A 13,413-nucleotide genomic window follows, 5' to 3' on the forward strand; every position below is an offset into this window, starting at 1 on the left:
GATTTTCGCTTGACCAAGCAACGGTGAGAAGCTATCATGCCTGTCTTCCAACGGTGAGCAACTAAAGCACTGTTAGAAAAGAGTGGAGACCTGGCCGAGCGGTCGAAGGCACTTCCCTGCTAAGGAAGCATGCGGGCTTAACCCTGCATCTAGGGTTCGAATCCCTAGGTCTCCGCCAGAAACACGTTTCGAGCAGTAGCGAGAGACCCCAAAACCCGCATAAAACCAAGTGTTTGTGCGGGTTTTTTGTTTCTAACAGTTTCATATGTCATGGTTACAGCGTGGTCGTTAGGAATATTGTGAATCGCCTACCTAGACGATTCGACATTCAATTATTCGAGTGCAGATATTTTTTGGCTCAACATATCAAGGCATTTACCCTCTTTGTGCGAACCATTCCAGATAAAATCATTTCGCTTACTTCGTTGGCGCGGTGATACGACACTTCCTCGTTTGTACATCGTTGTTACTCAAGCTTGAAGCATGCGATATTGGCGAATTTATTCACGAACGAAGTGGATTGTATGTTATGCGCAGATCATCGTTGCGATCAATTAGTTTGGCTATAACGTCAGACCGGTTTGATAGGCGAGGGGATATTGTGGAGCCAATTATGCTAGTAGGGTAAGCTGGCCTGTGCTTGCAGTCCGGCGCGCCTAAACGTCTGTTGGCGCGCTTGGTTGACAGTGGGAGGTGAGCACATGCTCTAACGATGCGGGTCAACGCTGGGTTGATGGCTGGCGTTTTAGGAGTACGTAGCACGGCTACGCAACCTTAACGACATATGACCCTGCCATGAACAAATTACTCACCACTTTACTCGCTGCCACCTTAGCTACTGGTGCGGCATTTGCTCAAACTCCAACGCCAACAAGCACAACCGCGGCAATTACGCCCACAACTGCACCAGCAACTGCACCGGCAACTGCACCGGCAACTGCACCGGCAACTGCACCGGCAACTGCACCGGCAACTGCACCGGCAACTGCAATGGCAACTGCACCAGCAACTGCACCAGCGACTGCACCAGCGACTGCACCAGCAACTGCACCAGCGACTGCACCAGCAACTGCACCAGCAACTGCACCAGCAACTGCACCAGCGACTGCACCAGCAACTGCACCAGCGACTGCGGCGCCAACAGTGAAAGCGGCCGTTAGCGCATCAACGAGTGCACTCAGCAGCAAAGTTGGTGCTGATGCCAAAGCGGCCGTGAGTGCTCCGACCGCGCCTGTTACTAAAGCGGCTGTTGGCACGCAGGCTAAAGTGAACCACACCGTGACCTCGGTGAAAACTGCTGCCCCAGCAGCGAGCGCGGCGACAACGAAAGTGGAAGCCAAAGCGCAAGCGAAAGTTGCCACGGTGAAATCGGACTCCAAAACCGCTGTGGTAAAAGAGACGTCAACCAACTAATTCGGTGTGGCGTGTAGGACAACAGCCAGTAAAAAACGGCGCTCCGTTGCGCCGTTTTTTTATTGTCGATCCTGCCAGCAGCCGCCCGCTAAGCCGCGCCAGATCAACGAATTGCCAGAATCGTACTTGTCTTTTGGTAAAACAGTTTCCCAAAAGTAAGACAGGCACTGACACGGAGGGTGTAAAAAAAAGTTGTAACCGTGTAAGACAAATGCTGACATTTTTGTGAAATATGGTCTATAAAGGAGTTCACGAGGTCACTATTTTAATTTTGTTGTCGAGGAGTCTACGTATGAAGAACACGTCGTTTGTCGTTAATGAAACAACTCTGCCGAGCGCTTCTCTTCAAACACAGCAGCATATCTTAGAGCAATTGGACGGCTTTTCGGACATCGAAAAAAGCAGTTTATTAGCCGTGTTTTGGTCGCTGCGCACAGAAGTCGCCCAGCAAACGCAACAGTGCCTCAGTAAAGCCCAAGCCAGCGCGGCGCGCGGCGTATTGAGCAGCTAATCCTGTTTGGCATGTGGGCTGGGGTTAATCCCAGCATCCACGAGCACGATGTTGAGATTGGCTCATCGCTTATCTACTCAACACAACCCACCTCAAGCTACCATCCATCCCGCGCAGGCGGATTTTGGGATTGACCTACGCGTCGCAGAAAAGCTGCTGCACGGCATGTTGGTGCGCTGTCTGGATTTACCCTAGTAGTGTGCGAAAAGCGAGGGAAATCCTACTAGCGACGATCAATCTGCTCGGTTTTGCCTAGCAGCCCACCACATTAAGGTCGCCAAGAGCGGCACGATCAGTGTCGATATTTTTGACACTTTTGATTTAAACGCAACGCAATTTTGGTTAAGTGATTGAATTAATTGATAATTCGATTTGTGGCACGCAAATTGCTGTTAGTTCATTAGGTCCACTTCACCTAGTTAGAGGAAAAAAAATGAACATGTTTAAATCATTGTCTATCGCGGTCATCGCCGCATTGTCGTTTGGAATGAGCCAAGCGCAAGCAACAGAATTGTTTGATTTTACCTTTAGCGGCCCTAGCGCTTCGGGTAGTGGCACATTGGTTGCCAATCCAAATGGTGACGGCACGTTTACCGTGATCAGCGGTAGCGGTACAGAAACTGTATTGGGCGCTTCCGACACCTTAACGTTGTTGCTCAATCCAAACGGCATTAGTTTTGCGAAGTCGCCAAACGGCATCTTCCTGTTTAATGACCAATTATTCCCGACCGCTAATCCGTTGATGGATCAATACGGCCTGCTGTTTGCTACGTCGAGCGGTACGGAAGTCAATATCTGGGGTACGGACGCGAATGCCTATATCTACGCCAATCAACGTACCATCAAAGAATCGACCACCTTCTCGTTAAACGATGAAGGTGTAATCCCTGAACCAGCATCGATTGCCTTGTTGGGACTTGGTTTGTTGGCTTTTACTGCTGTGCGTCGCAAATCCTAAACGCTGCGCGGTAAGCTTGTTGCAGAAAAAAAGCCCGCTTAGTGCGGGCTTTTTGCTTTGATGGTGGCTTATTCCTTCCTTCCTTCCTTCCTTCCTTCCTTCCTTCCTTCCTTCCTTCCTTCCTTCTTTCCTTTTCCTGCTTTATCGGCAAAGGCGTGCTGCGAGATCTTGGCGCAGTCAAGCACCGCATGGTGTTGCACGCGTAGCTTAACCATCAACCGATTACTCGTTGTTTCGCCATTTCCGCCTGCGCTGAGGGCGTTTTGGGATCGGCTGTGCCGTTTAATACAGTTAGGCTCGGACGCAATCCCAGCATCAAGAGTTGTCCCGCAGGAACTGGCTCTCAGCTTGCCTCCATTCAACCCAACCTGAACCTACTGTCACTCCCGTTCAGGCGGGAATCTAGCGATTTATCGACCAGTCAACGACCGTGCAGCACGCCATGTTAGGCATTTTCTGGATCCCCGCCTGCGCGGGGATGACGAGTTGGCGTTGGTGTGCCACCTTAGTTAGCGGCGCGCCAATTGACTAAGTCTTGCTCAAGGCCGTGATGCCATTCCAGCATCTGCAATGAATCGGCAGGCATTGCATCGCTGTCTGCCATTGTGCTTGCGCGGGGGGTGGGGCTTTTTTTTGATGGCTTAGTCGCTGTGGTTTGCCGTGCCGAGCGGCGCTAAGCAGACGAGTTTGCAGTCGGATTCTGAGGCCACAATTAATGTGGTTTGCATAAAGTGCAGCGCACCGACTATTGGGTGCTGAAAATGGCGCGCGCCGCTGTCTCGGGCGAGCACGTGTTGTGCTTTCCAGCATTGACCAAAATAGGGGCTTTGGGCCGACAATTGCTCGATTAATTCTTGCATGGCGCGGTCGTTGTGATGGCGGCTGAAATCGGCTCGAAATTGGGCCACCAAACGCGCGGCGCGGTCGGGCCAGTCGTCGATTAGGGTTTGTGCTGCGGGGTGCAAGAAGACGAATTTGAGCAAATTACGTTCGCTCGCTGCGCTGTCTAGCCAGCCAACAAATAATTGCGCGGCGGCGTCGTTCCATGCTCTGGCGGTCCAAGTATGGTCGAGCAAATACGCCGGCGCGGCAAACAAGGCGGGTAAGGCCAAGGTGCTTGGCAAAAGTGCTGCGCTGGGCTCGTCGGGTGCAATCGGGTCGCGCTTTTCGGCCAGATCAAACAAGGTGGCGCGCTCGGCGGCGCTGAGTTGCAGCGCTTGCGCTAAACGGTCTAGCGCATTGACCGACGCGGCTACATCGCGCCCTTGCTCTAGCCAAGTAATCCAGGTCGCGCTGACCGCGCAGGCTTGGGCCAATTCTTCGCGCCGTAATCCGGGTGTGCGGCGGCGTCCGATCGATTTGGCCGCAGGCGTTAAGCGTTCGCGGTGCGAGCGGATGAATTCGCCAAGTAGCGTGCGGCGGTGAGCATCGGTCATGGTGAACTATATACTAGGATAAATGAGATTATTGTACTAGGTTAAATTCGGCGTAACAATCGAGTTAGTTTTCTGTTCTCGATTCACTTTAGGAGTTTTTCATGATCAATAATGCTAACCACGACACGCTGGTGACCAATCAATTCGGCCCACGCGCTAACGCCTATTTAACCAGTGCGGTGCACGCTAGTGGCGCCGATTTGGACTGCATGGCCGAGCTGATTGGTGCGCGCCCGAACGCCAAAGCGCTCGATGTGGGCTGCGGCGGTGGACATGCCGCATACCGCTTGGCGGGCTTGGTTCAGGAAGTGGTGGCGTGCGATTTATCCGAGAAAATGCTCTCGGTCGTGCGTGCCGAAGCGGCGCAGCGCGGCCTAGGTAATATCGTCACCCAACTTGCTGCCGCTGAAGCCTTACCGCAGCAAGACGGGGCCTTTGATGTGGCGGTCACACGTTACAGCGCCCATCATTGGCGCGACGTGCCAGCAGGATTAGCGCAACTGCGCCGAGTGCTTGCGCCGAATGGAATTGGCGTGGTGATGGACGTGATCGCGCCGGAAATGCCCTTACTTAATACCTGGTTGCAAAGCATGGAGCTGCTGCGCGACCCGTCGCATGTGTGCAATGGATCGTTGAGTCAATGGACCAACTGGTTAGCACAAGCTGGTTTTGTGATCGACGCTGTGCATCAGTTCCGTTTGCGCTTGGAGTTTGGTGCGTGGGTGGAGCGCATCCAAACGCCGCCCGCCCATGTCCAAGCGATACGCTCGTTGCAGCAGATGGCGAGCGCCGAAGTGCGCGAGTATTTTGCGCTGGAGTCGGACGGCAGTTTTACCGTCGATAGTGTGGTGATTGCGCTGCGCTAGCGGTGATGGTTGGCAGGTAAAGATTTATCCGACAGGCGTTGTAATCTAAGGATGTGTACGATATTGGCTCAATATGTTGCCCGGCTGCAATGCATTTTCTGGATCCCCGCCTGCGCGGGGATGACGAGTTGGCGATTGTGTTCACTGCCTTAGTGTCGGCCCCAGGACAAATGGCTAAATTTTGCTGTTGGCTGGGACGGCATCCCTGCATACCGCACTGCGCGCAAGAGGACGTAATTACTTTTTACGAACGGACTTCATGGGTTCGTTCTAGCCTGCCACGCTTTTATCTATGCAGCATCAGCCCACGCTATTTGTGTTGCGCGGCATCGTAATGCTCAGTCGCATGCAAAAAAGCCGCCATGTGCTGGTTGAGAAACTCGCCATCTTCTGGACTGGCTGCGGCACCCGCCGGATGTCCCCACAGTGACGGGATGGGCGCGAAGGTCACGTTGGGAATAAAGGCGGCCTCGTACTTGGCGTCACTGACTGGAAAATACAAATCGGTTTCCGAAGGCATGTATAGCACGGGCACTTTGATCGATTTGAGTGCCGCTTCGACGTCGCCGTGGAAGGGTGCCGTACCGCCGACATCGTGGGTTTGCCAGGTCCGCATTTGCAGGATCAAATCGTTGGCATCCGCGCCCGGGATGAAATCGGTGCGAAAGTTTTGAATCACTTTGGCCAGGGTAATGTCGGCCGGCGCGTCGATGCGCCACATTTCACGGCGCCACCATTCCTGCGAAAACAGCCAACCGGTCCAGACCACGGCGAATGCTTCTAAGCCTTTCTCGGGCGGTGCGGTGTAGTCGCCGTTGTTAAAACTGCTGTCGGCCGTAATTGCGGCGATTTGACCTTCAAGTCGCACAATGCCGTGTCCATAGGTTTTGGCTGTGCCAGAAGTGGCGACGATGCCATCCATGAAATCGGGATAACTCACCGCCCACTGAAAAGCCTGCTGTGCACCCATCGAAAACCCGATCACGCTACGCAAATGCGGCACCTTGAGCGCGGCCAAGAGTTGGTATTCGGCGTTGATATTGTCGCGCACCGTCATCAACGGAAAGCGCGGCCCGTGAAACGGTTCGGGCGTATTGCTGGGCGAGGACGAGCGACCATTGCCAAATAATTCGGTGGTGATTAAGAATAATTTGCTTGGGTCCAATGCCTTGCCTGGGCCGATGAGAAAGTCATAACCGGTGAGCGTGGCCATGTAATGCGATGGCAGCAGCACCGCGTTGTCGCCCGCGGCATTGAGCGTGCCGTAGGTGCCATAGACGACCTTGGCCTCGGGCAGTGTCACGCCGCTCTCGGTCGTAAAATTGTGCAGGATAAATTCGTGCTGCACCGGCACGATAGGCTCGACTGCCGCTGCATTGAAGAACCAGCCGATGCTGGCTGCGGCAAGTAGGATGTTTTGCATGAGGTTTTTGACGGGCATGGCATTGCTCCTGATTTGGATTCGTTAGCTTGTGCGTGGATCGCGCTATTGGCTTGCTTGACTCGAAACAACGTGGCGCAGCGGATGCCGTATTAAATCAAGATTGACGTCATTGCGGTAAGGTTTTATCGGGACAGCCAATGATGTTGGCTCAGACGGGGGCGAATTGTTGCGCCACGGCAGGCGAGTTGAGGGCGTATGCGTTGGGCTAACGCTGGCTTTGCTCATCATGCTTTATGTGCCAAGCCCTGAGCAAATGGGCGGGTAAATGATGTCGGCAATGCCGAGGAGCCAACTTGATCGATCACTGATTTGTCGGCTCAGGTTGGCCTTGATCGATCGCAGCGCATTCGCCAGCCTTTATGCGAAGAATTTAACAATGGTGACTACTTGTGTGTACGATTTCGTCTGACACGTAGCGTTTTTCGTCTGACAAATATGCCTCACGGGCGGCTGTTTTCGCGTTATTTTTCACGCGCTTTTTTAGCGCTTTTTGGGTGATTTATTGATCTTGTTGAACCGCTGGATGTGTCAATTTTCATATTAAAAACAATGCGTTAGTATCGTATGTGTGACATAAATAAGACAAAAAATTAATAGTGCGCTAACGCAATGTGGAAATTACTGATAGTAATTTAGCTATTAATGGGTTTTGCCATCAGTTGAATTGTTAAAATTCGTTAAGATTTAACAATTGATCTCAACTTTGCGACTCTCCAGTAGTGTCAATGCGTGGTGCTAATTCTGTTTTAAATCCCAAAATCAAATTCAAAATCAAAATCAAATCCTATTTATCAGGGAGGGATAGATGTACAACTATTTTTCAAAACTAAAACAACTAAGCGGGCTTGTCGCCTGCTGCACGGTGTTAGCCGCCTGCGGAAGCTCAGGTTCTGGCTCGACCCCAGCGGCGGTGACAGTAGCGCCCAGCGTCCAAGCCAAATCAACTCCCAATTTTACTGAGCTGGTGTCTTTGCCAGGAACCAATTCGACGGCAGTTCCAATCACGAATTCGGTCGTTGTTCAGTTTTCCGACGTCATTAATAGCGCATCGTTATCGGGCAATATGACGCTGACCTCTGGCGGCACCAGCGTCGCCGGTCAAACCGTTGCGGTCGGCTCGGGACTGATTTTTACCCCAACGGCGCCCTTGGCCTATTCAACCACCTACACCGTCACCGTTAGCCCCGGTTTGCAAGGTGTCAGCGGTGGCACGCTCTCTAGCGCAGTGACCTTTCAATTTACGACCGCAGCGCCGGTAGTCGGTGCAACGGGCGCAACTGGGCCTCAAGGTGCCCAAGGCGCGACTGGTCCAGCGGGCCCACAAGGTGCCACTGGTGCCACTGGCGCAACCGGCGCGACTGGCCCAGCAGGCCTACAAGGTGCCACAGGTGCCGCAGGTGCAACCGGCGCGACTGGCCCAGCAGGGCCGCAGGGTGCCACAGGTGCAACGGGTGCCACAGGTGCAACCGGTGCGACTGGCCCAGCGGGCCCACAAGGTGCCACAGGTGCAACTGGCGCTGCGGGTGCAACCGGTGCTCAAGGCGCAACTGGCCCAGCAGGGCCGCAGGGTGCCACAGGTGCAACCGGCGCGACGGGCCCAGCAGGTCCACAAGGTGCAACCGGCGCAACCGGTGCGACGGGTGCACAAGGGGCGGCCGGGCCAGGATCTGCTTTTGAATTGATCTACACCATGCCGACACCGACATCCAAAAATTCGGGTCTAAATGCGCAAGTAATCCTAGCGTTTTCGCAAGCGGTGGATCCTGCGACAGTCACCGCGAGTTCGGTGCAAGTCGTCGGCCCATTTGGCCCGGTTTCATCGACTTCACAGGTTTTCGGTTCGATGGTCGTGTTGACGATGAATCAGTCGTTTTCGACGGGAACTAATTACAACATCGCGGTAGCTGGTTCGGTCACTAGCACGGCGGCCACCGGCGCCCAATCGTTGGGTCAGACCTATGCATTTCCATTTTCGACTGTAGGTTATCCAAGTCCTGGTGGCACGGTAGTATCGACGAGTAAAATTATTGCTGCTAACGACAACACGGGCAATTTCTTTCAAGCGTGGATTGAAATCGATGCAGGCAATTCCGATTTGTATGTGAATAAATTTGACGTTACTGCTGGCGCTTGGGAACCTACGCCAATCAAGATGAATACTGCCCCAGTGCTCAATAATGGCAACTCCGTTTATGCGTTGGGATTAGATTCCAGGGGTTATCTCAATCTGGTCTGGGTAGAAAATACGGCATTGAACCAATCAACCATGTATTGGAGCACCTTGGCCGATGGGGCAACGACTTGGTCAACTCCGGTGCAAATTGATAGTGCGATGAATATCACTCCACAATCTTGCGTCGGATCACCATCGGCACAACAATCCAATTGTTCAAGCCTGGGAATGGCGGCCGATGGTCTAGGCAATTCTGTGATTGCTTTTGGGGTCTACAACAATAGCGCATCCCAGTCCGGTATCAGAATGGTTAGCGTAAATGCTTCTGCCGCGACGGCCACGGTTGCGACCGATATTTTTAATCCAACGTTTTATAAAAACTCGAACACCGCTATAACACTCTCGGTCGGGCAGCAAGGTAATGCAATTATCGGTGTGACGCAATATTCATTCGTGTCGTTTGGAGGTAGCACTTACAGCTATTACTACGATGATGTGGCCTACTTGTACAAATCAGGAACGTGGGATAGCGGCACTATGCTGTACTCAACCACGTATGCCATCGTGAACGGTTCAAGTAATTATTCAGCCCCTTCTAGTCCGCTTATTGGCGTTGCTGACAATGCTGGTAATGCGTACGCTTTGTATGTTAATGGTCAACGTTCGGGTTCGAACTACAGTGAGCAATTGATGGTCGCTGGGGCGGTGGGTTCGGCAAGTTGGTCCTCTACGCCAATTGTAGCGGGCTCAATTACTGGGGCTAATTATTGGAATTTCGGTCCTTTATTGGCAATCGACGACGGCGGTAGCGGACAGATTGCCATTGCCTCTCGTCTGTACTCGGCAGCGGCCGGACCGATCCAATTGGTCGATGTCAAGGCGTCCGACTTTGTTGCTGGTTTATCTCAACCTAGCGCCGCGCCCACTTACTCAAACTTATCGTCGACGAGCATCTATCCCATCTTGATTTCGCGCGATAGTCTGGGCAATTTGTCGGTAACTGGCTCAAATTATGCGACAGGCCCCACGGTATTTACCTCGATTAGGAACGGGGCAACCGGAATTGTGACGGATACAGCGATCAATCTTGAGACCAATATGTATGTCCAGACCTGCGCAGCGTCAGCAACTGGTGCGATTTATTGCAATGAACAAGGCAATAATGGTTCCAACTATTTTGTTGGTGGGCTGAAGTTCAATCCTGCCACGATGGCATGGTCTGTTTCGCAGTCATCGATTATTACGGGTACCAATAATTACCTGTCGGCAGTCAATGCCAATGGCAATGGACAAGGTTTCCTCAGTTGGATTGCTGCCAGTTATCAAAATCCGTTAGTTAATACGATGTATGGCGAATTGCAATAACGGCGTTGATTTAGTAGCGCAGTAAGTAGCAAATAACGAAAGCCCACAGAATTTTGTGGGCTTTTTTCGTTGCCGAATCGCTGCTCGCTTCACCCGTATTAGGCGCGCGATTAGGTTTTAGGCAGCTCGCGCAGCTCGATTGTGCCGCCGGCTTCGTAGTTTGGATTTCCAATTAAAAATCGTTTGGCGTCATCCAAGTCGTTTGCCTGAACGCGAATAAATCCGCTCAACGCCATTGGCGCAGGTTGTGCAGTTTATCCCTTTTTTAGTCGCTCGCCTGCTCCGATAGCGCTGCCGCCGTCGAATTGGCCGCTCGCGCGAAGCATGCTCAAATACTGTTGCCACTGCACGCCGTCGTCGGCTTGTGCTGGATCTAATACATCGTTGAACATGAGTAGGATGTAGTCATTCATGGTCGCCTCCAAATAAAAAATACGGTGCATGAACCACTCGTGCAGTGGCTCCAGCGGCTATCGCAAGCGTTACGAGGCAAGTGCACCCGACACCACTTCGAGCAGCTCAAAACGCAGCGCGACGAATTCAACATCGTCGTGCAAATGGGCCAGGGGCAAACAGCGCCGATGGCAGTCTTGGAATTCTTGCGCGCTAGAAAAGGCCTCGCCGCGCCAGACTTCTTCGGCAATATTGCCAAATCTGATGACGTCCACTTTGGTCGCTCGGATGATGCAGCGCAGACGTTGGCGCAAACCAACCACCGCGATTTCATCGCCGACCGCATCACTGCCGTCGCCATACTCGCCATCAGGTTGGTCGTAGTTGTCGAGCGTATCGGCGGTGACCGTTTTCATTGTGTCGATGACAATTCCGGGCAGACGGTCATCGTCCTCGTTGGCACCCCAAAACGGCAACCGCTTTCGTCGATTCATGTTGATGTTGCGCTTGTTTGGTTGGCGGTAGCTCGTGCCCCTCGGCGCTGGCACATTGATGATCGTTGCAGCGCTGATCGGCAACACCAAAAAGTCTATCGCGTAGCGCTCGTCTTGGCTATGCCAAAACAAGGAAAATTAGCGCGCCTTCGTTGGGCCTTGACATGCCAGGCAGACAAAACTAGGCCGACACAAAGCGCCGCCGCGTAGTTGGTTGACCGCTGTGGGCCGAAGGCGCGCTCTAATCTGGCCCGTCAACGTTTGCGATTGAGCGCGCGTTGTAGCAGTACGTAGATTATCTACGCAACCTAAACTAAACAGGATACAACCATGAACAAATTACTCACCACTTTACTTGCTGCCACCTTAGCTACTGGTGCGGCATTTGCTCAAACACCTGCTGCTACGCCAAGCGCTGCTCCAGCTCCCGTGCCAGCCGTCACTGCTGCCGCTAGTGCGTCAACGACCAAAGCCACTAGTGAGGTCAAAGCAGCGACCAGCGCACCGCTTTCAGGAGCTGTCAAAACGACCAGCGCGGTGCAGACTAAAGCGCCTATCGCTGCTGCAACCGCGGCAAGCGCCACTAGCGCTAAAGCGAGCCAAGCCGCCACCTCGGCCAAAACGGCTGTGCCAGCGGCGGTGACAACGGCGACCGAAAAAGGCGCGGCGAAAATGACGACGGTTAAGACGGAAGTCAAGGCTGCTGCGGTGAAAGAGGCGTCAACGAAATAATCGCCGCTGAAATTAGTCAGTGCAATATTGAGAGGATAGAAACGGCGCTTAATGCGCCGTTTTTTATCGTGCCAGAATCGGCGTGGCGCTTGCGCGCAGGTCTCTTACAAACAGTTGCAATCGTTTCATTCATGCCGTCATCGCCGCATTACATCCTCGCGTTACTAGCCCAAGTCAGCATCTGACTGTCTGACTACCATCCCTTCAACGAATAACGCGAAAGATTGTATGAACTCCCTAATGACGAAGTCTTTGCCCCAAATAAGCCGTGCTAGCGCGGCAATACGTAGCAACAAAACATTGATCGCCATCGCCTGTGTCACGCTGCTGTTGTCGGCCTGTGGAGGCGGTGATTTGTCGGTCGGCGTGGATGTGCCCATTGGCCCGAGCGGCTCCAGTACGCCCAATGTCGCACCGTTATTGCAAGCCGGGATGCAGCGCCAGTTTGCCGGTTCCGTCGTGCGCGTGGTGACGTATGCCGTGCCAGACGCGACCCACATCAACAACACGTTGGCCTATACCTTTAATCAAACGCAAAACGTGCTGCAAGCACCCGCAAGTGCGCCCGCCAACTTTGATCTCAATTCGACCTACACCTACACCATCACCCAAGATCCCGGTACCGGTAGCGTGCCGATTGCGCAAACGGTGGACGATTATCGCGATCTGTATTTGGATAAATACGGACAGTACACCGTCGATGTAGCACAAACGTCGAGCGTCATTGCCCGCGACGAAACCGCCAACGCCTTAGGTGGTGGGCCGTATCAACAAACAACCCAAACGAGCACCAACTACACCACGCCGCGTGCGGGACTGTATTTCCCCTTGCAAAGCGGCGATAGCATTACGCTGCCTCAGTCCTACACCCAAACGTTGAGCTTCACCAACACCAATAGCGCCAATGTCGCGCCGCCCAATAATGTTAATCAGGCTTACACCCGCAGCCGTACCGAATACGACGACAGCGCGTTTTTTTACCAGCAGAATAATGCCAACGGCAGCAGCGTGGCCGTGACTCAACATTCGGATGGTACTGGCTCCATCACATCCGCTAACGCGACCAATTCCACGACCCATACGGTAGGCGTGCCAAGCTTACTCAATGGCGGCTACATCATTCCGATTACCAGCGCGGTGACTTCTTCGGCGTCGGCGATCACCAATTATGCAGCCTTCGATTGGTACCCCAGCGGCGCGCTCCCGAACCAGCCTTTGGTCGCTGAAACGCAAACGGTAGTCGGCCCCGTGTCGAGCCTGCCAGCCCAATGCAGCGGCGCGTTACTCTTGCCCAATGTGATGCAAATCAATACGGTCACGACGAGTTTGAACACGGTGCAATCGAGCTATTCGACCACCAATACCCAATCGTTTAATTCCAACGGAACCACGCTGTGCAGCTTGTCGACGCAAACGACCAACTCGTATAGTTTGGAGACTGGATTGCTGTTTTCCACCACGGTCACCACGACCAATTCGGTGCTCACAGCGAGTAATTAAAAGGAAGGCCTGGCATGGATGAATACCGGCAATTCATCCCGTGCAAGGGGCGCCCAGTGCGAGTGCTTTGGATCAATCAACGGACTTCGTTGATTGATCCAACCTGTCATGCTTCATGATCAGGAGTC

At 53.2% G+C, this 13,413-nt stretch carries 13 protein-coding genes and 1 tRNA gene; 9 read left to right on the forward strand and 5 right to left on the reverse strand.

Annotated elements, in window-relative coordinates:
- Positions 1–84 precede the first annotated feature (84 nt).
- Positions 85–178, forward strand: a tRNA-Ser gene (locus tag E2I14_RS01655).
- A gap of 711 nt (positions 179–889) precedes the next feature.
- On the opposite strand, the gene E2I14_RS01660 is transcribed toward E2I14_RS01655, so the two are convergent.
- A complete protein-coding gene (locus E2I14_RS01660) occupies positions 890–1,141 on the reverse strand; it encodes a hypothetical protein (protein WP_206105559.1) in 252 nt (83 codons plus the stop codon).
- A 2-nt stretch (positions 1,142–1,143) separates the two neighbouring features.
- Here E2I14_RS01660 and E2I14_RS19235 point away from each other — a divergent pair, with 2 nt between their 5' ends.
- The 4 genes from E2I14_RS19235 to E2I14_RS01670 all read left to right on the forward strand — a co-directional run bounded on the left by E2I14_RS19235 (position 1,144) and on the right by E2I14_RS01670 (position 2,882).
- Positions 1,144–1,413, forward strand: a complete 270-nt coding sequence (locus E2I14_RS19235; RefSeq protein WP_165967703.1) for a hypothetical protein — start codon at positions 1,144–1,146, stop codon at positions 1,411–1,413.
- Between the two features lie 292 nt (positions 1,414–1,705).
- Positions 1,706–1,924: a hypothetical protein gene (locus E2I14_RS01665; RefSeq protein WP_133324787.1), complete on the forward strand. Its 219-nt coding sequence runs from the start codon at positions 1,706–1,708 to the stop codon at positions 1,922–1,924.
- Between the two features lie 48 nt (positions 1,925–1,972).
- Positions 1,973–2,119 (forward strand): hypothetical protein, encoded by a 147-nt coding sequence (locus E2I14_RS19240; RefSeq protein ID WP_165967720.1) that lies wholly within the window; start codon positions 1,973–1,975, stop codon positions 2,117–2,119.
- Positions 2,120–2,357: 238 nt separating this feature from the next.
- Entirely contained in the window at positions 2,358–2,882 is a 525-nt protein-coding gene (locus tag E2I14_RS01670) for a PEP-CTERM sorting domain-containing protein (protein WP_133324789.1), read from the forward strand.
- A 641-nt stretch (positions 2,883–3,523) separates the two neighbouring features.
- Here E2I14_RS01670 and E2I14_RS01675 read toward each other — a convergent pair.
- The gene (locus tag E2I14_RS01675; RefSeq protein ID WP_133324791.1) at positions 3,524–4,318 is read right to left on the reverse strand and encodes a helix-turn-helix transcriptional regulator; all 795 of its coding nucleotides are present in this window, start codon (positions 4,316–4,318) and stop codon (positions 3,524–3,526) included.
- A 101-nt stretch (positions 4,319–4,419) separates the two neighbouring features.
- Between E2I14_RS01675 and E2I14_RS01680 the strand changes: the two genes are divergently transcribed.
- Entirely contained in the window at positions 4,420–5,184 is a 765-nt protein-coding gene (locus E2I14_RS01680) for a class I SAM-dependent methyltransferase (RefSeq protein ID WP_133324793.1), read from the forward strand.
- A gap of 310 nt (positions 5,185–5,494) precedes the next feature.
- Here E2I14_RS01680 and E2I14_RS01685 read toward each other — a convergent pair whose 3' ends face one another.
- Entirely contained in the window at positions 5,495–6,625 is a 1,131-nt protein-coding gene (locus E2I14_RS01685; RefSeq protein WP_206105560.1) for an alpha/beta fold hydrolase, read from the reverse strand.
- Positions 6,626–7,433: 808 nt separating this feature from the next.
- Here E2I14_RS01685 and E2I14_RS01690 point away from each other — a divergent pair.
- Entirely contained in the window at positions 7,434–10,166 is a 2,733-nt protein-coding gene (locus tag E2I14_RS01690) for an Ig-like domain-containing protein (protein WP_133324795.1), read from the forward strand.
- A gap of 254 nt (positions 10,167–10,420) precedes the next feature.
- On the opposite strand, the gene E2I14_RS19560 is transcribed toward E2I14_RS01690, so the two are convergent.
- A complete protein-coding gene (locus E2I14_RS19560; protein ID WP_227544551.1) occupies positions 10,421–10,609 on the reverse strand; it encodes a hypothetical protein in 189 nt (62 codons plus the stop codon).
- Positions 10,610–10,648: 39 nt separating this feature from the next.
- A complete protein-coding gene (locus E2I14_RS19565; RefSeq protein ID WP_227544552.1) occupies positions 10,649–11,185 on the reverse strand; it encodes an ASCH domain-containing protein in 537 nt (178 codons plus the stop codon).
- A gap of 198 nt (positions 11,186–11,383) precedes the next feature.
- Here E2I14_RS19565 and E2I14_RS01705 point away from each other — a divergent pair, with 198 nt between their 5' ends.
- Both E2I14_RS01705 and E2I14_RS01710 read left to right on the forward strand, forming a co-directional pair.
- Positions 11,384–11,785: a hypothetical protein gene (locus tag E2I14_RS01705; RefSeq protein ID WP_133324797.1), complete on the forward strand. Its 402-nt coding sequence runs from the start codon at positions 11,384–11,386 to the stop codon at positions 11,783–11,785.
- Positions 11,786–12,013: 228 nt separating this feature from the next.
- On the forward strand, positions 12,014–13,285 hold the full coding sequence (locus E2I14_RS01710) for a hypothetical protein (RefSeq protein ID WP_133324799.1): 1,272 nt from the start codon (positions 12,014–12,016) through the stop codon (positions 13,283–13,285).
- The last annotated feature ends 128 nt before the right edge of the window (positions 13,286–13,413 follow it).

This window comes from Sapientia aquatica (assembly GCF_004358105.1).
Taxonomy (GTDB): Bacteria; Pseudomonadota; Gammaproteobacteria; order Burkholderiales; family Burkholderiaceae_D; genus Solimicrobium; species Solimicrobium aquaticum.